Annotated in this window: 23 protein-coding genes and 1 riboswitch; of the genes, 3 read left to right on the top strand and 20 right to left on the bottom strand. The window is 37.3% G+C overall.

Annotated features, from left to right (window positions below; genetic code table 11):
• Window positions 1-124 precede the first annotated feature (124 nt).
• The 5 genes from BN358_RS13780 to BN358_RS13760 all read right to left on the bottom strand — a co-directional run bounded on the left by BN358_RS13780 (window position 125) and on the right by BN358_RS13760 (window position 6,174).
• On the bottom strand, window positions 125-1,081 hold the full coding sequence (locus tag BN358_RS13780) for an ABC transporter permease (protein WP_019229224.1): 957 nt from the start codon (window positions 1,079-1,081) through the stop codon (window positions 125-127).
• Window positions 1,081-2,175: an ABC transporter permease gene (locus tag BN358_RS13775; protein ID WP_019229223.1), complete on the bottom strand. Its 1,095-nt coding sequence runs from the start codon at window positions 2,173-2,175 to the stop codon at window positions 1,081-1,083. The genes BN358_RS13780 and BN358_RS13775 overlap by 1 nt, the downstream gene beginning before the upstream one ends.
• Entirely contained in the window at window positions 2,168-3,703 is a 1,536-nt protein-coding gene (locus BN358_RS13770; RefSeq protein ID WP_019229222.1) for an ABC transporter ATP-binding protein, read from the bottom strand. The genes BN358_RS13775 and BN358_RS13770 overlap by 8 nt, the downstream gene beginning before the upstream one ends.
• Before the next feature lie 98 nt (window positions 3,704-3,801).
• Window positions 3,802-4,986 carry a BMP family ABC transporter substrate-binding protein gene (locus BN358_RS13765; protein ID WP_019229221.1) on the bottom strand — a complete coding sequence of 395 codons (1,185 nt, stop codon included), beginning with the start codon at window positions 4,984-4,986 and terminating at the stop codon, window positions 3,802-3,804.
• Window positions 4,987-5,190: 204 nt separating this feature from the next.
• Window positions 5,191-5,292: riboswitch (purine riboswitch) on the bottom strand.
• Window positions 5,293-5,409: 117 nt separating this feature from the next.
• Window positions 5,410-6,174, bottom strand: a complete 765-nt coding sequence (locus BN358_RS13760) for an exodeoxyribonuclease III (RefSeq protein ID WP_019229220.1) — start codon at window positions 6,172-6,174, stop codon at window positions 5,410-5,412.
• A gap of 136 nt (window positions 6,175-6,310) precedes the next feature.
• Here BN358_RS13760 and BN358_RS13755 point away from each other — a divergent pair, with 136 nt between their 5' ends.
• Window positions 6,311-7,582 carry a DUF1576 domain-containing protein gene (locus BN358_RS13755; protein WP_019229219.1) on the top strand — a complete coding sequence of 424 codons (1,272 nt, stop codon included), beginning with the start codon at window positions 6,311-6,313 and terminating at the stop codon, window positions 7,580-7,582.
• A 2-nt stretch (window positions 7,583-7,584) separates the two neighbouring features.
• Window positions 7,585-7,929, top strand: a complete 345-nt coding sequence (locus tag BN358_RS13750; RefSeq protein ID WP_019229218.1) for a hypothetical protein — start codon at window positions 7,585-7,587, stop codon at window positions 7,927-7,929.
• A gap of 16 nt (window positions 7,930-7,945) precedes the next feature.
• Here the strand turns inward: BN358_RS13750 and BN358_RS13745 are convergent, their stop codons facing one another.
• The 4 genes from BN358_RS13745 to tadA all read right to left on the bottom strand — a co-directional run bounded on the left by BN358_RS13745 (window position 7,946) and on the right by tadA (window position 11,426).
• Window positions 7,946-8,134: a 4-oxalocrotonate tautomerase gene (locus BN358_RS13745; RefSeq protein ID WP_019229217.1), complete on the bottom strand. Its 189-nt coding sequence runs from the start codon at window positions 8,132-8,134 to the stop codon at window positions 7,946-7,948.
• A 39-nt stretch (window positions 8,135-8,173) separates the two neighbouring features.
• Window positions 8,174-9,262, bottom strand: a complete 1,089-nt coding sequence (locus tag BN358_RS13740; protein WP_019229216.1) for an alanine racemase — start codon at window positions 9,260-9,262, stop codon at window positions 8,174-8,176.
• Between the two features lie 230 nt (window positions 9,263-9,492).
• Window positions 9,493-10,806, bottom strand: a complete 1,314-nt coding sequence (locus BN358_RS13735; RefSeq protein ID WP_019229215.1) for a TRAP transporter substrate-binding protein — start codon at window positions 10,804-10,806, stop codon at window positions 9,493-9,495.
• Window positions 10,807-10,973: 167 nt separating this feature from the next.
• Window positions 10,974-11,426 carry a tRNA adenosine(34) deaminase TadA gene (gene tadA / locus BN358_RS13730; RefSeq protein WP_019229214.1) on the bottom strand — a complete coding sequence of 151 codons (453 nt, stop codon included), beginning with the start codon at window positions 11,424-11,426 and terminating at the stop codon, window positions 10,974-10,976.
• A gap of 192 nt (window positions 11,427-11,618) precedes the next feature.
• On the opposite strand from tadA, the gene BN358_RS13725 reads away from it, so the two are divergent.
• Complete coding sequence (locus BN358_RS13725) at window positions 11,619-12,686, top strand: S-layer homology domain-containing protein (protein ID WP_019229213.1); 1,068 nt, start codon at window positions 11,619-11,621, stop codon at window positions 12,684-12,686.
• Between the two features lie 141 nt (window positions 12,687-12,827).
• Here the strand turns inward: BN358_RS13725 and BN358_RS13720 are convergent, their stop codons facing one another.
• From BN358_RS13720 to BN358_RS13670, 11 genes are all read right to left on the bottom strand, one after another.
• Complete coding sequence (locus tag BN358_RS13720; protein WP_019229212.1) at window positions 12,828-13,598, bottom strand: ABC transporter permease; 771 nt, start codon at window positions 13,596-13,598, stop codon at window positions 12,828-12,830.
• Window positions 13,599-14,357 carry an ABC transporter ATP-binding protein gene (locus tag BN358_RS13715; RefSeq protein ID WP_040583723.1) on the bottom strand — a complete coding sequence of 253 codons (759 nt, stop codon included), beginning with the start codon at window positions 14,355-14,357 and terminating at the stop codon, window positions 13,599-13,601.
• Window positions 14,358-14,373: 16 nt separating this feature from the next.
• Window positions 14,374-14,724, bottom strand: coding sequence for a DUF1048 domain-containing protein (locus tag BN358_RS13710; protein ID WP_019229210.1), 351 nt, complete (start codon window positions 14,722-14,724; stop codon window positions 14,374-14,376).
• Between the two features lie 9 nt (window positions 14,725-14,733).
• The gene (locus BN358_RS13705; RefSeq protein ID WP_019229209.1) at window positions 14,734-15,081 is read right to left on the bottom strand and encodes a DUF1048 domain-containing protein; all 348 of its coding nucleotides are present in this window, start codon (window positions 15,079-15,081) and stop codon (window positions 14,734-14,736) included.
• Window positions 15,081-15,386 carry a PadR family transcriptional regulator gene (locus BN358_RS13700; protein ID WP_019229208.1) on the bottom strand — a complete coding sequence of 102 codons (306 nt, stop codon included), beginning with the start codon at window positions 15,384-15,386 and terminating at the stop codon, window positions 15,081-15,083. Before BN358_RS13700 ends, BN358_RS13705 begins: the two co-directional genes overlap by 1 nt.
• A 345-nt stretch (window positions 15,387-15,731) precedes the next feature.
• Window positions 15,732-17,468 (bottom strand): hypothetical protein, encoded by a 1,737-nt coding sequence (locus BN358_RS13695; protein WP_019229207.1) that lies wholly within the window; start codon window positions 17,466-17,468, stop codon window positions 15,732-15,734.
• A complete protein-coding gene (locus BN358_RS13690) occupies window positions 17,449-18,345 on the bottom strand; it encodes an ABC transporter ATP-binding protein (RefSeq protein WP_019229206.1) in 897 nt (298 codons plus the stop codon). The genes BN358_RS13695 and BN358_RS13690 overlap by 20 nt, the downstream gene beginning before the upstream one ends.
• Window positions 18,346-18,355: 10 nt before the next feature.
• Window positions 18,356-18,727, bottom strand: a complete 372-nt coding sequence (locus BN358_RS13685; protein ID WP_019229205.1) for a GntR family transcriptional regulator — start codon at window positions 18,725-18,727, stop codon at window positions 18,356-18,358.
• 169 nt (window positions 18,728-18,896) lie between these two features.
• Window positions 18,897-19,820 carry an AEC family transporter gene (locus tag BN358_RS13680; protein WP_019229204.1) on the bottom strand — a complete coding sequence of 308 codons (924 nt, stop codon included), beginning with the start codon at window positions 19,818-19,820 and terminating at the stop codon, window positions 18,897-18,899.
• A gap of 346 nt (window positions 19,821-20,166) precedes the next feature.
• On the bottom strand, window positions 20,167-21,102 hold the full coding sequence (locus tag BN358_RS13675; protein WP_019229203.1) for an ATP-binding cassette domain-containing protein: 936 nt from the start codon (window positions 21,100-21,102) through the stop codon (window positions 20,167-20,169).
• Window positions 21,095-22,165, bottom strand: a complete 1,071-nt coding sequence (locus tag BN358_RS13670; protein ID WP_019229202.1) for an ABC transporter ATP-binding protein — start codon at window positions 22,163-22,165, stop codon at window positions 21,095-21,097. Before BN358_RS13670 ends, BN358_RS13675 begins: the two co-directional genes overlap by 8 nt.
• Window positions 22,166-22,169: the final 4 nt, after the last annotated feature.

Below are 22,169 nucleotides of genomic sequence, written 5' to 3'. Positions count from 1 at the left end.
ATCGGTATCAGTATTATATATACCCCGATTTTTGTTAACTATAACATTACTTCCATATAATTCATTTTAATTCAATTTTGAAATATATGCAACAGGAACCTGGCATATGCCAGGTTCCTGAATGTTATCTTTCTTCTCTGAAATAATTGACGCCGCAGCTTGCAGGCTGTGAGTTTTCCTTTGATTTTCTTATTGATGTTATTACAAGCACCAGAGCAGTAATTACGAAGGGCAGCATGTCATAAAACGCACTTGGTATTGTAATCCATGTTTTCGGAAAGTAATATTTTAAAATGTTGAAGGCTCCGAATACAAATGAACCGAAAATTGCCTTTGTAGGACTCCATGAAGCAAATATTACAAGGGCCACAGCAATCCATCCAAGACCATTTACAGAGTTGCTCATCCATACTCCCCCGCAGATTATCATGGAGCTGTAAGCTCCTCCTATTCCGCAGATGCCTCCTCCAAGGAGAATGTTAAGATACTTTATTTTTGTTACTTTTATCCCGGCTGCATCGGCTGCTGCAGGGTTTTCTCCAATGGCCCTTAAATTAAGTCCCATTTTTGTATGGTTGAGATAAATTCCGCAAAGTATTGCCAAAAGTATTCCAAGATACACAAAAGGGTTGTACTGGAAGAACAGCTGTCCCACAACCGGTATGCTGCTTAATCCTGGTATGTTGATGTTGCTTATGGTAGCAGTGATCTTTTCCGGAAGCTTCAACGAGCTGCTTGCAGAATTCACAAGCATGTATTCTCCCACAAAATTTGAAAGACCTGTTCCAAATATAGTAAGGGTAAGACCTGTAACGTTCTGATCAGCCATGAATGTCACTGTAAGAACTGCATATATTAAAGCTCCCAGCATTCCTGCAGCAAAAGCTGCAATTAAGGCAACAATGAAGCTGTCAGTCAGCAGCCCTGCCATGAAGCCTGCACAGGCACCCATGGCCATCATGCCTTCAACACCAAGGTTTAAATGCCCGGCCTTTTCGCTCATTATTTCACCCAGCGTTCCGAACAACAGAGGTGTTCCTGCAAACACTGCAGCTACTAAGAAGTTTAAAAACATGTTCATTAACGGGCACCTCCTTTTCCTCTTACAATGAATCTATATCTGATGAAGAATTCACATCCAAGTATGAAAAACAATATTATTCCCTGAAGCACAGCAGCAGAGTATGTTGAAATACCATATGTTGACTGCATTACGCTGCTTCCTTTTTCAAGCACGCTGAACAAAAATGAAACCCAGAGTATGCTTACGGGATTTAAGTTTGCAAGCCATGCCACAATGATTGCCGTAAAGCCTACGCCTCCTGCAACTGAAGAAGCCAGTGTCATGTCAGAACCTGCTGATTGTATCATCCCTGTTATGCCGGCAATTCCTCCGCTTAAAATCATGGTGCGAAGAATTATTTTCTTAACGTTCATACCTGCATATTTTGCAGTGGACTGACTTTCACCAACAACGCTTATTTCATAGCCGTGTTTTGTATATTTTAAATACACATACACAACAATCACCAGTATAATTGCAATAATCCATCCGAACTGCACCCCCAGAACCTTGTCGATCTGAGCATTAGCTTGAAAACGTGCAATTTTAGGAAATCCTGATGAACCCGGGTCCTTCCAGGGGCCATCCCTGAGAAATGATATTATATGAAGCGCTATATAGTTGAGCATCAGTGTGAACAAAGTTTCATTTGTTTCAAATTTTGATTTGAAGTATGCAGGCAATAATCCCCACAAACCTCCTCCGATAAATCCTGCTGTAAACATTACTGCAAGCAGCAGGGCATGAGGCCAGTCGCTGTGAAACAGAGCAAAATATGATGAACATATTGCTCCCATAATAATCTGTCCTTCGGCTCCTATGTTCCAGAAGCGCATTTTAAATGCCAGCGTAACTCCAAGAGATGATATCAAAAGCGGTATCATAAATTTTACTGTTGCCTGTATTGCCATTTTGCTTCTGAATGCACCCGATATAATAGTTCCGTAAAGTTCTACCGGATTAAATCCAATTAACAGTATGAACAGACCTCCTGCAAGAAGAGCCAACGCAAAAGCAATTATTCTAAGCTTCATTGTTTCCCTTTTTGAACGTTCTGCAATTTTGACAGTACGAATAAGGGGTTCTTTTGTTCTTTTCATTTTCTCACTCATCCTGATCCACCCCTTCCATGCTCTTTCCTGTCATCATGAGTCCTATTTCTTCCTTTGATGTTGATTTTGCATCAACTATTCCTTTGACTTCACCGTGGCATAGAACCATTATTCTGTCTGAAAGCTCCAAAAGAACATCCAGGTCTTCTCCTATGAACAATATTGCAACTCCCTTTTTCTTTTGTTCGTTCAGTAGGTCGTAAATAACGTAAGAAGAATTAATATCAAGACCTCTAACTGGATATGCAGTAATGAGCACGTTAGGGTTTGATTCAATTTCTCTGCCCAGAAGGACTTTCTGAACATTTCCTCCTGACATCATTCTTACTGGAGTGTCAACATTTGGTGTTACTATTTCCAGCTTCTTTTTCAATTCTTCCGACAGTTTTCTGGAAGGTTTCTTGTCTATAAAAAATCCTTTGTTATTTTTGTATGATTTGAGCATCATATTTTCCACCATGCCCATGGAGCCTACAAGCCCCATACCAAGGCGGTCTTCAGGCACAAAACTCATGCTTATGCCAAGATTTATAATTTCATCGGGGGTCTTGCCTATTATGTTTTCCTTGTTGCAAAGCACTGCCCCTTCCTTTACTTTCATTAGTCCTGCAATTGATTCGCAGAGTTCTTTTTGGCCGCTTCCTGCTATTCCTGCCACTCCGAGAATTTCTCCGCTTTTAAGCTTGAAGTTTACATTTCTTAATGCATAAGTTCCGTCATCATTCATTACTGATAAATCAACTGCCTTAAGAACCGTGTGTTTTTTTTCAATTTCCGGTCTTTCGATTTTTAAGCTTACAGTCCTTCCCACCATGAGTTCAGTCAGCTGTTTTTCATTTGTTTCATTAGTCACAACCGTATCAATGAGTTCGCCTTTTCTGAGTATTGATACGCGGTCGCTAATAGCCATAACTTCATTGAGTTTATGGGTGATTATTATGATTGCGCTTCCTTGTTCCTTCATTTTTCGTAGTATTGCAAATAATTTTTCAATTTCCTGGGGAGTGAGAACAGCTGTGGGCTCGTCCAGAATTAAAATCTGAGCTCCTCTGTACAGCACTTTTAAAATTTCAACTGTTTGTTTTTCACTTACAGACATGTTGTATATTTTTTTCTCCGGTTCAACTTCCAGTCCGAATTTGCTGCTTATGTTTTGAATCTTTTCCTTCAATGCCTTTGGTTTAAGATACTTTTCCTTTGTGCCCAGCACAATGTTGTCCATTGCGTTTAAAACTTCCACAAGCTTAAAATGCTGATGAATCATGCCTATTCCAAAATCAATTGCTTCTGTTGGAGAGCTTATTGCAACTTCTTCTCCTGCTACGGAAATTGTGCCGTTGTCAGGGTAGTATATGCCTGACAGCATATTCATCAATGTAGTCTTGCCAGAGCCGTTTTCTCCAAGCAAAGCAAGAATTTCGCCATATTTGATTGTAAGGTTTATGTTGTTGTTTGCAACCACGCTTCCGAAGGTTTTGGTTATTCCCTTCAGCTCAATCGCATATTTTGTATCATTTGATTTTGACATAATAACTCCTATCCTTTATATTCCTATACATTATGCTGTTAAAGAAACAATAAGGGGTTAAAATTAACCCCTTGCTGTATGTGCTATTTAACTGTTTACTATTTTAATGTTACTGTCTTGTAATACCATTTAATATTTCCTGTTATTGTTGCATCGTCAAGAGTCTTTCCTTCTTCTCCAACTGTCTTTCCGTCATTTGTTTCAATAACGCCGTCAAATACATTGAAGCTTCCATCAAGAATTGATGCTCTAGCTGCTTCTATTGCTTCAGCTGTCCCTTCTGCTACTATGCTTTCATTGAGAGGCGCTATGTCAACAAGGCCTTCTTTCATTCCGCCGTAGTAGTTTTCACCTGTCCAAGTTCCGTTTATAGCTTGCTCAACAGCCCATGTATAATATGCTGACCAGTTCCATACTGCAGATGTCAATGTAGCTTTAGGAGCATCTTTAGACATGTCTGAGTTGTAGCCTACACCAAAAGCTCCTGCTTTTTCAGCTTCAAGCTGTGGGTTAGGTGTGTCACAGTGCTGTGCTATTACGTCGCAGCCTTCTGCCAGCAATGCTTTTGCAGCATTTGTTTCTTCTTCTGGTGAGAACCAGCTGTTAGTTACTTTTACGTAAACCTTAGCATCCGGATTTACAGAGTTAACTCCCATTGCAAAAGCATTTACGCCTCCTGTAACTTCTGAGTTGTCCTGTCCCATGGCTGCAACATAACCTATGAGGTTAGATTTTGTTTTTAAACCAGCTGCAATACCTGAAAGGTATCTTGCCTGATAAATTCTTCCGAAATAGTTGTTAAAGTTTGCATTATTTCCTTTGTAGCCTGTGCCGTGTGAAAATATAACTTCAGGATATTCTTCTGCCAATGCTTCCATTGTGTCCATGTATCCCCAGCTTGTACCGAATATTATGTTTGCTCCTTCTTCTATACATTCAAGGATTGCTGTTTCTGTTGCAGTTGGGTCTGTATCATTTACGTTGTTCTTGCGGATTATCTGGCTGTCAGCAAGTCCCAATGCTTTCTGCATTCCAACTATGCCTTGGTCATGTGCAAATGTGTATCCAGAACCATCTGCAGGATTTCCTATGTGGATAACTCCGATTTTAATATCTTCTTTTGCAATTGCAGGTAAAACACCTGTTGATTCAGCAGGCTTTTCTGCTGCTGGCGCTTCTGCTGCCGGTTCTTGTTTAGCAGGTTCCTCAGTCTTTGATGAACATGCTGTAAAAAGAGAAAGAGTCAATAAAAGTGTTAACAAAATGCTGATAAATTTTTTCATTCTTGTCCTCCATAAATTTTTTAATAAAACATATTTTATATGAGAAATGGCGCGGCCCTTTCGCATAATTCGATAAAATACGCCGCATCTTCATAAAATATGCACATATGAAATGTGCGCGGCTGTTACAAGATGAATTCAGCATCCAAATTTCTTCCGGAGCATATAAAAAGCGAATAGCATAATATCTATCCGCATCATTATAATAGAAAATAGCTCTTCAATAGTCAAACAATTTACGGTCGTTCGGTAGAAACTTTGGATCCATATCATCCACATTATATTGATGCTGTTTATTTAATTATTAATTTCAATTACTATTATAACTCATGAAACAGGAATAAGCAATAACATTTTTGCAAATAATTTTCGTATTATTGAATAATATGTTCGTGATATTTCAATTATATTTCGTCTTTCAAACTAAAGCAAGGATTGTTTTGTAATAATTCCCACAGGACAATGGTCACTTCCGAAGATTTCGGAACAAATAAATGCATCTACAAGCTCATCTTCAAAAGATTTAGATGTGATAAAATAATCTATTCTCCATCCTATGTTTCTTTCTCTTGACTTTGCAAAGTTTGACCACCAAGAATATGCTTCTTCTTTATCCGGGTAGAAATGTCTGAATGTGTCTATGAATCCGGACTGTGTGAGAACAGTCATCTTTTCTCTTTCCTGGTCTGTAAAACCGGCACTCTTCCTGTTTGTTTTAGGATTTTTCAAGTCTATTTCCTTGTGGGCAACATTCAGGTCTCCGCACATTACAACAGACTTCTTTTCATCAAGCTTAAGAAGGTAGTTTCTGAAGTCATCTTCCCACTTCATTCTGTAATCAAGCCTTTCTAATTCTCTTTTTGAATTGGGAGTATACACATTCACCAGATAAAACTTGTCATACTCAAGAGTTATGACTCTTCCTTCCTTGTCGTGTTCTTCAATTCCAAGCCCGTAGGAAACAGACATCGGCTCTTGTTTTGAGAAAACGGCAGTGCCTGAATATCCTTTCTTTTCAGCATAGTTCCAGTATTCGTGGTATCCTTCCATGTCCAGTTCGATCTGTCCTGACTGCAGTTTTGTTTCCTGAAGGCAGAAAATATCTGCATCAAGCATCTTGAATGCATCCATAAACCCTTTGTTTACGCATGCCCTCAATCCATTTACATTCCATGATACTAACTTCATACAAATCTCCTTAAATGTAATTTAATCACTTTATAAAAACTGTATTTACAATACAATATACCATATGGTATTATTTTTTCAAATAAAAATATTGAAAATGAATTTTATATTTATTATACAGAAAGGAGTCTGCTTATTGCAAAGAGAATTTGGTAAAAAAGGTTTAAACTATATATTCAGAAATGATACCTTAATAAGAATACTCATGGTCTTTCCCACAGTACTTCTTATTTTCGCCTTTATTTATGATTCACCTACGTATATTTTTTCAGGTATTTATAAGATTGTTGTGTCCCCGGACATACTTCTCACTGATTATCTTGAAACCGGAGGTTTGGGAGCTGCATTTCTTAATGCTTCAGTGCTTACTTTCGCCAATATTTTCATCATTTATAAGCTTAAGGCTAAAATAAATGGTCCTATTATAGCTGCCTTGTTAACAATAACAGGGTTTTCATTCTTCGGCAAAAACATATTCAATGTATGGCCCATATACTTGGGTGGAATTCTTTACTCCAGATACCGAAAGACAGAATTCAAAAACATTCTTATAGTTATGATGTTTTCAACAGCACTAGCCCCTATTGTGACAGAGCTGTCCTTCGGGCTGCACCTTACCCCTTATTTAAGACTTCCTATAGGAATTGTGACCGGCATACTATCCGGATTTGTTGCAACTCCCCTGTCAGCTAACATGAACAAGCTTCACGACGGCTACAACCTGTACAACATGGGATTCACCGCAGGTCTCATAGGAACAATATTCAACTCCCTTTTAAAAAGTTTTAACATAAACATAGCTCAGCAGAAAATTTTGTCCACAGAGTACGATGCTACCTTAAAATTAATCTTGCTGTTCTTTTTCTTGTTTTTGATTGTTCTTGGATTTTTGGGCAACGGCAGAAGCTTTAGTGGATATGAAAGAATTTTGAAGCGTTCAGGAAGACTGGTAACTGACTTCACACAACATGATGGATATTCCCTTACTTTTTTAAATATGGGATTAATGGGGCTTTTATCTATGTTGTTTGTTATAATATTAGGAGGAGTATTTAACGGCCCTGTATTTGGAAGTGTGCTTACGGTATCAGGTTTTTCAGCATTTGGCAAGCATCCCAAAAATACAATTCCAATAATGGCAGGTGTTTTCCTTGCTGGAGCTCTTAAAATATGGGACCTAAATGCAACGGGCGTTATTATAGCAGGGCTCTTTGGAACTACTCTGGCTCCAATAGCCGGTAAGTACGGTTTCCTTGCAGGAGTGGTTGCAGGATTTTTGCACTTGTCAGTAGTCATGAATGTTGGAATAATTCACGGCGGCATCAATTTGTACAACAATGGTTTTTCCGGAGGCATTGTTGCTTCACTTATGTTCCCGGTTCTTGAAGCATTAAAAAAAGGAGAGTAAAAATGAAGTATGAAATACAGAAAATTACAAGAATAATTGATGTTATTGTTGATTTTTACATGAGTCACCAGGCTAAAAAGCTCAGCATGTCCATAGAGGATACAGAGGATAAATACATATTGAATTTTGAGGCAGAACAAATAGTTTGCTCAGAAAAAACTGCCAATGGACTGAATAAACTTTTAAGTGCCGGTAGACAGCCAGAGGTTGAAGAGGTGTACTGGCAGCTTGGCAGCAACGATGTGGAAGGTGATGAAATCAATCTTGTGGGAATGATGGTGGATGAAGTAAAAATAGATTACAATTGTCCTCATCTTAAAATAACCTTAGTGAGAAATAAAAAATAAGAGGCTCAGCCTCTTATTATTTTTCATCACACTTAAGAACTCCGCCTTGAGAGTAATTTTCAAATTCCATTTCTCTTATAATAATCTTAACAGCTTCCTTAGGACAGTTTGCTGTTTCAACAACAGCCTGAGTAACCTTTTCAGCTAAGGCTCTTTTTTGTTCCAGTGTTCTTCCCTTTAACATTTCAACTTGAATTATTGGCATTTGTGCCTCCTATGATTTATATTTTCATTATAAATGAATTCAGTTTATTATTTTTTTAGCTATAAAATCAGACAGCGATGTAAAAAGCATTGCCTGGTACAATACATTGAATTCAACAATGTCTCCCAGTTTGTAACTGTTCTGGCTGTCGTGAATGTCAAGAATTGTGTGATCGCTGCTTGCTCCAAGCACTTTTATTCCCTTGTCCCTAGGTACAAGCTTTGATGAATCTCCTACATCCTGATTTCCAAGTGCAACAATTGCTCTTTTTCTAATTCCCCTGTCTTCGTAATGGGCATGTTCTCCAAATGCATTGACCATGAGTTCACCAATGGGGTGTGTTGGCTTTTCATTTATTTCAATTATTTGAGCCTTTAAAACAAATGTATCTGCATCAAGGCCTTCAATATATGTATCCCAATAAAGCGGTAGATCCTGAGTGTTTGCTATTCCTTCGCCTATTCTTAAATGATTGATTTTTTCAGGAACTCCTCCTCTCATTAACAGAGGCAAAGTTGTTGTTCCTCCTCCTGAAACAATGTTCATTTTTCGATTAATTTTCTTCTCTATTTCTACTGCAGCTTCACTAAGTTCTGTAAGGTTTTTTGTTGTGGGAGCAACAGAACCGTAGCAGCTTAAGTTTGCACCTATTCCTTCAAGCTCCATGTTGTGAAGCTCATATTCCGTAAACTGGGCAAGGTCAAGAAGCTCCTCTCTTGTAAACACACCTTCTCGAAGGTCCCCAAGGTCATACATGAGTATTGCCTTATATTTTTTGTTTTGGATTTTTGCTTCTTTATCAAGCATAACCAGTGTTTCTTTTTCTGAAACAAGGCACATGTCGCTGTATCTGACAACCTCTTGGATTTCGCAAGCCATTGGTATTCTCACAAGCAACATGGGAGTTTTCATCCCCTGGTCCTTCAATGCCTTTAATTGCTCTATTCTGGAGCTGCCTATCTGGACACACCCTCCTTCAGCCATTTCAAATGCTCCTTCTATTATTCCTCCGAAGCCTTTTATTATGCCTGCAACGCTTATTCCGCTTTCTGCACAAACTTGAGTAACTATTTTAGTATTGGCGCGAAGCCTTTTCAAATCAACTTCCAGCACAGGATATTTTTCCATACTTCCCCCTACTAATTCTTTGTGTTTTAATTTACCCGTAAAGAACTCCTAATGGCAAATTTGATTTTTGAAGAAAAAATCCACCAAGCAAAGTAATTACATTAATATGATACCACATAAATGGGTTTCTTTATAGATTTTTTTTGTATAACATGAAGAATTTGAAAACATATGTGCAAAAAATAACTTAATTTTGAAGTCTAGATTTTATGTCCTCAGTACAAATCAAATTATTGCTCTAATAATACGCTCTCATTTCCAACATATAAATTTATTAAATCGTCATCATTAACTAACTCCCTTATTCTTTCATACACCGGCAAAGCTTTCACTCTCATTTCTTTTTTTGTTTCATCCGGCAGTTCAAGTATTGTCATGCCCTTGTCAATAAGTGATTGTTCTCTTTCCTGAAGACTCTCATCTGCTCCATCACGTACGTATGCTGTTGCATTAGCAGCAGCTTCTTCTATTATTGCTCTTTCAGCTGCACTCAGGCTGTTGTAGTATTTATTGCTCGTTATTAAATTTACTAAATGTGGCAGATGTCTGGTACTTACAAGATATTTTTGCTGTTCATACAACTTCAAAGCAATTATATTTTCATATGGATTGTCTGCAGAATCTATAAATCCAAGCTGTATTGACGAATATATTTCACCCACAGGCAGAGGAACTAATTTAGCCCCCAGAAGTCTCCAAAACTCTTCATGGTTTTTATTTTGAATTGTTCTTATACTTATTCCATTGAAATCATCTATATTTTGTATTTCCTTGTTTGTTGTAAGCTGTCTGAACAATGGATCAGAAAATCCCAAAAGTTTGTATCCGCCGTTTTTGTAAACATCACTGATTTTTTCATAAAATTCAGCATTGTTGATTGCTTTTCTTAATTCATTTTCATCTGCGTGAACCATGGGCATGTCAAACACAGACAATTGAGGCATGAAATCTACCTGTGGCGGTGTAGTTTGAACTATTAAATCAATATTGTCTTCATACAGAATGTTTTGAAGCATTTCCCTGTCTGTTCCCAGTTTCGCATCAGTATTTATATCTATTTTTATTTTTCCGTTGCTTAAATTATTTACTTCTTCGGCAAATCTCTCAGCATAAATGTAAGATGGTGAACCCACTGGGGTTACCATACCCAGTGTCATGGTAAGTTCCCTTATTTCATCCTGAGGCAATTCTGATCCGGTTGGGAAAACTTGAATGTCTTTATATAGTGGATGCTGATCAGCCTTTAGTCTTTGATCTTCCAATGCCAATGGAATTAAGCTGATATTTAATTTGTTCACACAACCCGGATAAAATTGTACATTTTTGATTTGAGCCGGAAAATATCCCAATGCCTCAATGTTTATGCTGTATTCATTGTTTCCATTAGGTGAAACTACCCTTATTTTTGCATTGTCTACAGGTGAACCTTCGCATGAGAATATCTTCAAATGTAAAATTCCTTTTTGATTTTTGTTTTTATTAAACATATCAAGACTTAATATAAAAGCACTATCCTTTGAATACATGTAATCGCAGTAATACAATAATAACACTTCCTTTTGTTATATTTAACTCATATTTCATAATATTCGCATGAATATAAATTGATATAAAAAGTGTAACATTATAATAGAGTAAAATTTTGAATTACTGTTGTATAAAATAAAAAAATAGGACTGGCTTATACACAGCAGTCCATTTTACTTATTGCTTATTTTTTTTTCCTGAGTTCTGAAAAAAAATCCTTTATTATTGCTGTGCATTCTTCCTCCAGTATCCCAAGACGAACATCTATCTGATGATTGAGTTTTTCCATCTGAACAATATTCAATACAGAGCCGCAGGCTCCGGTCTTTAAGTCTCTTGTTCCCACAACAAGGTTCTCAATACGGGCATTTACCAGTGCACCGGCGCACATGGCGCAAGGTTCCAGCGTAACATACATTGTGCAGCCCGGCAGACGCCACCCTCCAAGATTTTTGCATGCATCCTTTATGGCTAAAATTTCAGCATGTAGAGTTGCATCTTTCAGAGTTTCTTTCTGATTGTATCCCCTGCCTACAATTTCCCCATTTCTCACTATTACTGCTCCTATTGGAACTTCGTTTATTTCATATGCCTTATATGCCTCATTCAAGGCTTCCTTCATAAATAATTCGTCCATTGTTATTCCTTATTTTTATTATATCCAATTATAGTTTAATTCTTCACTGTTAGTCAATACATAAGTAATTATTACCTATTTACTTTTACATTCAAAAAAACTATAATATTTAAGACCTAAGTATTTGATTTGATGGAACAAAATGGCTTGGATTTTAGTCTAATATAAAGACATGCAATAAAGGAGGACAATTTGAAAAATATTATTAAGAAAATATCAGTCCTGGGACTGTGCATAGGCATTACAATAAACATGAATGGCATAACATACGCAAGCGTACTTGATGCAATAACTAATGAACCTGACTTCACGGAAGTTCAAGTTCAGGAAAATAATAGTACAGAAGAAGTCAATAATACAACAACAGAAAATAAGGATGCTGCAGTGAGCACTTTAAATTCAACTGCAAAAAGCTATTCCTTTTCAGATATTTCAGACCACTGGGCAAAAAACTGGATTGAAGAAGCTGTTAAGCTTGGCTTTGTTTCAGGTTATGAAGACGGAACATTCAAACCGGATCGTACTGTTACAAGAGCAGAATTTTCAAAGCTTTTAAACAGCGCATTGCATACAGAAAACAAAGCAGACTTAACATTCACAGATGTAAAAAAAGGTGACTGGTTTTATGCTGAAGTACAAAAATCAGTTGCTTCGGGATTTTTCTCAGGATATGAAAACAACACCTTCAAACCAAACAATCCAATCAAGCGTGAAGAAGTTGCAAAAGTTGTAAGCTGCACCATAACCACAGGAGACATTGACGGAGAAGGAGCAACCCTTCTGAAAGATTACAGCACAATACAGGAATGGGCCAAGCCAAGCGTTAATACTGTTTACAACAAGGGCTACATACTTGGATACCCAACAGGTGTGTACATGCCTGCTAAAGCCCTCACAAGGGCAGAAGCAGTAAAAATTATCTGCGACATAGTAGAAAATGAAAATATAGAGCGCGGATTCAACATCACAAATTACAATGAGTCATATTACAGCGCTGTTGTTGTAGGAAATCTGAACATCGTTGATTCCGTAGGAACAGGAAATGTGTATATAAAAAATGTTGTTGTGCTTGGGGACATTGTAATATCAGCTTCAAAGGTAAACACAGTAAATCTTTCAGATGTAAAGGCAAGAAACATAATTGTTAAAGATCAAAACAACCCGGTTAAAATAGTGTTAAACGATAATGTTACAATAGCAAAAACACAGCTGCCGTCAGTTGCACTCATACAAAGACTTGGAACAAACATAAACATATAAGAAATCTGATGTTGAGCCATACAACTTTGTAAAAGGTAATATTAATGCTATTAAACAAGAACAAATGCCGGACTTCTTAAGTCTGGCATTTCTTTGTATACAGAAAACCACTTCAGTGGCTGTTTGAGAAACCCTCAAACATTAATCTGATTTCCTTTTATAAGCCTTCATTGCGAAAATATATGCAACAACAAGAATACCAAGACACCATGCCAAAGCAATCCATATATCATTGCCTACAGTCTGACCCTCAAGCAGTGCACGGATGGCATCCACTATGGAAGTAACCGGCTGGTTTTCAGCAAAGGCACGGACCATTGGTGGCATGGAATCAGTAGGAACAAAAGCCGAACTGATAAATGGAAGGAAGATAAGAGGGTAGGAAAAGGCTCCTACACCATCCACCGATTTTGCAGACAGTCCGGCAATGGCTGCAATCCATGTCAAAGCCAGCGTAAACAACGCAATTATCCCGGCTACAGCAAGCCATGATAGTACTCCAGCCGACGAACGGAAGCCCATAATGAATGCTGCAAGAACAATTACGACAACTGAAATTGCATTGGATACCATTGAGGTCAGCACATGACCCCACAGTGCTGCTGAACGGGCAATCGGCATGGAATGGAATCGTTCGAAGATCCCGCTTTTTATATCCATAAAAAGACGGTAAGCCGTATAGGATATACCACTTGCTACTGAAATAAGCATGATGCCTGGCAGTAGATAATTCACATAGTTATCCGTGCCGGTTTGAATAGCTCCACCTAACACATATACAAACAGCATCATCATGGCAATCGGAGTGATACAAACCGTGATAATTGTATCCATGCTGCGGGAAACATGGCTCATAGAACGCCAGGCCATAACGCTAATATCGCTGAAAAAGTGTTTCTTTAAGGTTTCCATTTACATTTCCTCCCTCTTGTCTATTATTGTGAGGAATATTTCCTCCAATGTGGGCTGTTTTTCCACATACTCCGCTTTAGCAGGCGGGAACAGCATTTTTAGTTCATCAAGAGTGCCGTTTGCGATAATCTTCCCTTCATGCAGAATGGCGATTCGATCTGCAAGATGCTCGGCTTCCTCTAAATATTGGGTTGTCAGGAACACTGTTGTACCGCTATCAACTAGTTCTTTTACAGTATTCCAAACCTCTGTACGTCCCTCTGGGTCAAGTCCGGTTGTCGGTTCGTCAAGGAAGATAAGCTGTGGATTTCCTATAAGGCTCATGGCAATGTCCAGTCTGCGGCGCATACCGCCCGAATATGTGGAAACCCTTCTGTCAGCAGCATGGTCCAGTCCTAAACGGTTAAGCAGATCAACCGCAACCTGACGAGGATTGGAAACGTGACGAAGCTTAGCAATCATCATGAGATTTTCCCTGCCAGTCAATATCTCGTCTACAGCGACGAATTGCCCTGTTAAGCTGATTGACTGGCGCACATAGTCAGGCTTTGCCGATACATCGAAGCCGTTTATTGCGGCAGTTCCGCTGTCCTGTTTAAGAAGCGTGGTGAGAATTTTTATAATCGTTGTCTTTCCTGCTCCGTTGGAGCCTAGAAGAGCAAAAATACTTCCCTTTTCCACCTCAAAGTCAACATCTTTCAAGACATGAAGACCTTTATAGGATTTTTGCAGCCCCTTTACCTGAATTGCTTTTTCCAATTTCAATTTCCCCCTTTTAATTTGTTTTATCCTTCTCCTTTTTTATAGCCTTGTAAACTTCCTGATCAACTGATTCCTGATATATGTCAGCGTAAGTTTTTGAATCTTTAATCAGTTCGTCGCAAAATGACGCTACATCATTGCCCGTCACTTCCAGCACCCCTTTTCCCAAGGCAGCACCACCTTCAAATAGATCGACTATCCCTGACAGCAGACCAAATCCTTCTGAAAGCTCTACAGGTCCTACTTTGTAGAGATATTTTTGAATTTCATCATAAACAATCTGATAATCCTTCGGCAGTGCTTTGACACGTGCCATGTGCGCACGCCACTCTTTTTTTCCTTCGATGATATCCTGTATTCTCATTTTATCCCCCTATTTACCTAATTTTCTTGCAATATTATTGTTTAGCTGCTGACGCCACTTGTCACGAAAAGAATTTGCTCCTTCATCGCCAACCAGTGCTGAACAGAATCCTTTAATATCGTCTCCCAATACTTCTTGTGCACTCTGACCTTCTGCTGCCGTTTCTTCGAGCAGTTCAAGCACACCATTTATAATTGGCATGAGGTTGCGGCCGGTGAAATCTGTGTGTTCCCAAATATATAAATTAATTTTTTCCCATGCTGCTTGATAATCAGACGGCAGTTTTTTGGCTCTCAATTCAAAATTTTTATATTCTTTTGCCATGTCACTGCCCGTAATTTTTTCAAAAAAATTCATTATTTCTTCTCCTTTAATTGATTTATTTTTGATGAAACAAATTCCCACTTTTTCCAAAACCGGGAAAGTTCTTCACGCCCACCATCGTTAAGCCTATAAAACTTACGGGGCGGTCCCATATCGGATGGTTTTTTTTCTATGTCCACAAGTTTATTTTTCTCAAGTCGAACTAAAATAGTGTAAACCGTTCCTTCCACAACATCTGTGAAGCCGAGAGCATTCAGTCTTCGTGTGATTTCATAGCCGTATGTTTCTCCGCGGCTTATAATTTCAAGGACACAGCCCTCAAGCACGCCTTTGAGCATTTCTGTTAGATTTTCCAGATTAATCCCTCCTTACTATTCTGTATTACTGGTATTAAGCATTACTTATTACTGCTACATAGTAACACTTAATAGCGTAGTTGTCAAGAGGTATTTTTATCAAAATACCATAAAAGTTTTCATGCAAAAAAAGAGCCTTTTCAGGCTCTTAAGGTCTATGACAAAGTATTTTTGAAGTTGTCATTCTGAGGGCATAGCCCGAAGAATCTCATGTTTTCAATAAAGATGAGATCCTTCACTATCGTTCAGGATGACAGTGTCAGGGTTTGTCAATGGTATAAGAGCCTTTTCAGGCTCTTAAGGTATAATTCTATTACTTAATAATCATTATTTTAATTTCAGGTAGTCAAGAGTATTTTCAAATCCTGTAAGGTTTATTAAATCTACTCCCCGGTCTTCTTTTTCTCCCTGAATCCTCTTGTCAATTATCTGAAGAGTATACCCACTGTAGAACTTCTTGTCAATTGCATAATCATAGTAATAAAATACAATTGCATTGAAGGCATTTTCAACGTCTATGGACTGATTGTCAACGTCCTTTATGAGATATTCCCTGATTTCATCAAAGTCAACATTGTCAGCTGCAATTCCTTCCTTGTCTGTATATGTTACATAGCAGTACAGATTTTCTGAATTGTAGTTTTCTTCATCAAAAAGATAAAAATATTTGTTTCTTTTCATTTCTTCTGAACTTATTATGTCATAGGCAAGATTATCCTTTGTTTCATTATCTGCGCTGTCACTGTCAGTAATATTGTAATCTCTTATTACTACACTTCCATCATCCATAAGATATGAAATTACTATGTTGTTCATGTAGTAGTCCCCGTAATCGTAATCACGGCCTTTTATTAATTCTCTGTGAAGATCTGCAATATTTTCAATTGATTCTTTATCAGTGAACAATATTAATCCTCTTTCCTTCTGCCATTTCAGGAATTTATCACGGTTGTTTAAAATGTCTTCATCTAAGTCATCAATGTAGTTGAAAACATATCTGTCATTGCCCACATAAGCCATCTTGACATTGTCTATGTCTGGCACAACACCCTTGTACTGGTTTGCAAGCATTATGGTTGCTCCTGTAGCAGCAGTAAATATTACAAAACTCACTGCAAAAACCTTTAAGGACAACCTTGATATTTTAAAAGTTTTTTCGATTATTGCAACTATTATATAATAAGAAAGCAATGCCATTAATATTGATACTGTAACTTTGCTCATTACGTTGTTGTCATAGGACATTACCGAAAAAGCTGCCGGAACAATGAGGCTTGCTAGAACTGATACAAAGTATTTGTAACCGTCAAACACAATAAGGTTTCCTGTGTTTTCATTCTTCCTTTTTCTAAGAAACTTGAATATGAGCAATGTTATTCCTAAGAGTATTGTTCCAAGAAGTAATATATATATGAAATCAACAGGGTCTTCCGAATATTTAATGAAATATATATATTCCATATTGTAAAACTTGTTTACGAAATATTCCATGAGCACACTGGAGCTGAAACCCGGAACTATGTTTTCAAGTATTGAGAAAACAAACATTATTACAAGATAAATTATCAGAGGCAGGCAAAAGTTGAATATTGTCATTGTACCAGCCATTATTGTGTTACCTGCCAGTATAGAAGACAATGAAACAAGAAGTACACCGGCAGCAAGCCATGGAATTATAAACTTGAATACCTCTAAAATTTCAATTCTGAGTCCCTGAAACACAACCGACAATATAATCAAGAATAACAGGTATGTTGTAAAAATAATGTCCGTAACTATATTTATGCTCATTTGCTCCGCAATTGGAACGGGTTTAGACTTATAATAAGCAAGCTTTGAATCGTTATGAAGAAAATTATTGTCTACAAGACAATTTATAAAAACCAGTACAAATAGTTCAAATATTCCGAAAAATATGAAAAATTCCTCATCTGCCTTTAAAATATATGGTATTAGCATTGTTGTAACAAATATGATGGTTGTTGATAACAGGAACCATCCTTTTTTGGATTTAAGAGAATTAATGAGCAAAGTAAAAAATGTGTTATTTTTCTTCAGATCCATATCCGGCACCTCCCAGTTCTGTTATGAATAATTCTTCAAGGCTCATTGACAGTCTGTCAAAAAGTAAAACATTGAAGTCTTTTTTCAATTGTTTTTCAAATTCCTCTGCATCACCTGCAAGAGTGCAAATGTTTATGCTTCCTATTTTCAATGTTTTTAATATATTAAATTTACTGTAATCAGAAGTGTTAAATTCCCCTTCAACTGCAAACTGAACCCTTTTTATGTCAACCTTCATTTTTTCAAGATTTTCTTCTTTAAGTATTTTCCCCTCATGCATTATACCAACTTTGTCGCATATGTTGTCTAATTCCTTCAGGTCATGGGATGATATGATGACAGTCATTTCATTGTCCATTACTTCCTGTATGAGTACATCCCAAAATTTTCTTTTTATTACTGCATCCAGTCCGTCAACTATTTCATCCAGAAGCAAAACTCTTGGCTGTACAGATATGGCCAGCACGAAAGCTGCCTGCTTTTTCTGTCCCTTAGACATCTTGTTCAGGTTCTTATTTACATCTATGTTGAAATAATGAACAAGCTTGTTAAACTTTTCTTCCGATATGTTTTTGTACATGAGTTTTTCATAGAGGAATAATTTCTTTAAGGAATACTGATATGGAAAAAACAAACTATCCTGAACAAAATAAAAATTCTTTATTGCTTCTGATTCTTCCACAACCTTATTGTCATCAAAATAAACATTTCCTTCATCCTGATTGTAAATTGCCATTATATGTTTTAAAAGAGTTGTTTTGCCGCAGCCATTTGAACCAACCAGACCGTAAATCTGGCCTGCTTCGGCATTTATGCTCACATTGCTCAATACCTTAAAATCTCCGAATTTCTTGCTTAAATTTTCTACCCTCAGCATAATGTCCTCCTTATTTATTGTCTTCATTCAATATATTCTTAACCAGCTTTATTACATCTTCATCTTCAAGTCCAAGTTCTTTTAATGATCTAATGGTGCTGTTCAATTGTTCTTCCATGGTCCTTATGTGCACGCTCCTTATTTCATCTGCATTTTTAACAAAATTTCCTTTACCCTTCACAGTGTAAATATAATTGTCTTCCTCCAGGCTTTTGTAAGCCTTTTGAATTGTATTTGGATTTATTTTGATCATGGCCGCAAGTTCTCTTACGGATGGCATCTTTTCATCAGGCTTAAGAGCTTTTGACAAAATAAGCCTTGTCATCTCATCGTATATTTGTTCATAAATAGCCTTTGAACTATTGTTGTCAATTTTTATCATTTTACACCTCCTATCGGAATAATACTATCTGTATTAGTACACTTAGTACAGTAACTGTATTATATGTTATAGTACAGTAATTGTCAACATGAATCTATCTATTATTTTAGCCAATAATTTACAACAAAAAAGACTTGTACAAATGCACAAGTCCCTTAAACTCTTTAGATTAAATTACAGTGTATAGCCAGAAAAACAACGGTATTGTCACAAGGGAGAACAAATGGGTTATGACAACAATTTTAGAACCAAATACACCATCAGAACCATACCTTTGCGCTAAAATCGGCATTAACGTTGCAACCGGCAGGGCTGCATAAATTATAAATATCTGTTCAATCATGGGTTCAAAATCAAGGAATTTAAATATTAAAATCATTATTAACGGAGAAAGAACAAGCCTGAAAAATGTGGCATAATAAGCTTGTCTGTTTACAATTGAATCTCTCACTCCCATGGTCTTAATTTTACTTCCTATAATAATCATTGCTAAAACCGTAGTTACGTTGTTGAGTAAATCCATAAGATTTGTTGCAAACATCGGTAGTTTTATCTGCGTTATGTACAAGAACAGTCCCACATAAATTCCTATCATTCCGGGATTTAATAATATGTCTTTCACATTACTCTTGCCTTTGTCTTTTCCAATCATAATAGCCATTCCGTATGTCCACATAAGTATGATGTTTGGAGTTTGAAACATTGTTGCATAAAACATTGCTCCATTTCCATAAAGCTGATTGACAAGAGGAAATCCCATGAATCCGCAGTTCATCATAGGAACTGTAAACTTAAACATTTTTTTCTTTTCTTCATCCTTTGTGCCGATTGTGCCCAAGTTACCAAGCGCCACTAAAATAATATGAAATATAATAGCTATGCCAAGCAAGGATACACCTGTTTTAACCTGTTCAAAAGAAAATTTAATGTACATTGCCTTTATAACCATGGCTGGAATTGTGATGTTGACAAGTATAAAAGATAAGGAATTTTCTGCATCATCATTTAAAATACTCTTACTTCTTAAGTAGTACCCAACAGCCATCAATATGGCCATCAGGATTATGCTGTTCATGAGTGTTTCTAATATCATATGTATTTAAGCTCCTTTTCATTATGTCCAATTCACAAAAGAATACCATTAAACCTTTCAACTTTCAAGAAAATTTTACAAACGTTTTCTAAAATTATATTCCAATTTGTACCATGATTTTTGATTTCCATACTTAATGGCGTAAATGTACGCCCATAGCAATCGATTTTAAATTTTCAAGAAAAAACAGCACTTTTGTGCTGTCAGTTTGATGATAAAGTATATAGGACGTTGTCATTCAAAGAGTTTGCTCGAAGAATCTCATTTTTTCAGTAAAGATGAGATCCTTCACTATGGTTCAGGATGACAGCGTCAGGGTTTGTCAATAGTCTGACAGTTCGTGCTGTTAATTTAGCTGTTTTCTGTATTCTGAAACTTCTCTTTCATTTCCCAGAATAAAATGTCCCGGTACTATTTCAACCCAGGAAGGAGGATTTTTGTCATAATCAAAATGAGAACTTCCCGGATCATATGATTCAATTTTTTTGTTCCTTTCAATCCTTGGGTTAGGAGTCGGTATTGCGGACAATAAAGACCGCGTATAAGGATGCAGAGGACAATCAAAAAGCATTTCTGTTTCTGCAAGCTCAACAATTTTTCCCTTATGAATAACAGCAATTCTGTCTGAAATAAAACGAACAACAGACAAATCATGGGCAATGAACAAATATGTGAGTCCTTTTTGCTTTTGAAGTTCAGACAACAGGTTTATAACCTGGGCCCTTATTGAAACATCAAGTGCAGATATGGGCTCATCGGCAATAATAAGCTCAGGCTCCATTACCAAAGCTCTTGCTATTCCTATACGCTGCCTTTGTCCTCCGGAAAATTCGTGTGGAAAACGGCTTGCAAATTCAGGAAGAAGTCCAACATCCAGCAGTGCCCGCTCAACTATTTTTTTTCTGTTTTCTTCGGAACCGTAGTTTTTCAGATTGTACAAACCTTCCGAAACAATGTAGTCAACTTTTGCTCTTTCATTTAATGATGCCATTGGGTCCTGGAATATCATCTGAATTTTTTTTGTAAGAGCTCTGTCTGTGTCAGAGTCAATTTTTCCGCTTATTTTTTTGCCGCTGTAAATTATTTCTCCGCCGGCAGCTGGATTTATTCTTATTATAGCCCTTCCGATGGTTGTTTTTCCCGAACCTGATTCTCCTACAAGGCCGAATGTTTCTCCCTTGTATATATTGAAGTTTACATCATTTACTGCAACAAACTTATTATTTTTGTTTCCGAATTCAACTCTCAAGTTTTTAACTTCCAGCAATTTTTCCTTATTCATTTAAGGCACCCCACTTTTCTCTCATTTTTTGAATCATCAAAGGAGGTTCAACCTTTGGTGCTCTTGGATCCAAAAGCCAGGTGCGGGCCTTGTGTGTAGGGCTTACTTCAAAATAAGGAGGCCTTTGTTCAAAGTCTATTTTAAGTGCTCTTGGGTTTCTTGGGGCAAAAGCATCTCCTACAATTTCCTTGAACAGATTTGGTGGTGTTCCTTTTATTGAATACAAAGGTTCTCCCTTTATTCCAAGCTGAGGCAGTGATGACAAAAGTGCCCATGTATACGGATGCTTTGGATCAAAAAATACTTCTTCAGCAGTTCCAAGTTCCACAATGTCTCCGGCATACATTACAGCAATTCGGTCTGCGACATTTGCAACAACTCCCAGGTCATGGGTGATATAAATTATTGTAAGGTCGTATTTCTGCTGCAAATTCTTCAACAACTGCAGTATCTGAGCCTGTATTGTAACATCCAGAGCTGTTGTAGGCTCATCGCATATCAATATGTTTGGGTTGCATGCCACTGCAATGGCTATTACTACTCTTTGCCTCATTCCCCCTGAAAATTCGTGAGGATATTGCCTATATCTTCTTTCAGGATCTGTAATTCCTACATCATTTAAAATTTCTATGGTCAATCGTCTTGCTTCTTCTCCCTTTAAACCCTGATGAAGCTCAATAGATTCCTGAACTTGCTTGCCCACGGTTTTCAAAGGATTGAGACTTGTCATTGGATCCTGAAAAACCATGGCAATTTCCTTGCCTCTGATTTTTATCCAATCATCTTCTGTCTTGTACCTGGCCATGTCCTGATTTTTATACATAATTTTCCCGGACTCTATTCTTCCGTTGGCATCTAAAAGGCCCATAAATGATTTTGTGAACACTGACTTGCCTGAACCTGATTCTCCAACTATGGCAAGGCTCTCGCCCTTATGAAGGTCCAGGGATGCTCCCCTTATGGCAGTAAGTTCCTGGCCTCTTAAATTGAATTTTATTACTACATCTTCAGCTGATAATATTACTTCACCGTTTAATATTTCTTCAATTGATTTCTGTGCCATACGC

The sequence above is a fragment of the Sedimentibacter sp. B4 genome (assembly GCF_000309315.1).
GTDB lineage: Bacteria > Bacillota > Clostridia > Tissierellales > Sedimentibacteraceae > Sedimentibacter > Sedimentibacter saalensis.
The sequence above is the reverse complement of the archived record's forward strand: the minus strand, read 5'-3'. Positions and strand labels throughout refer to the sequence as shown.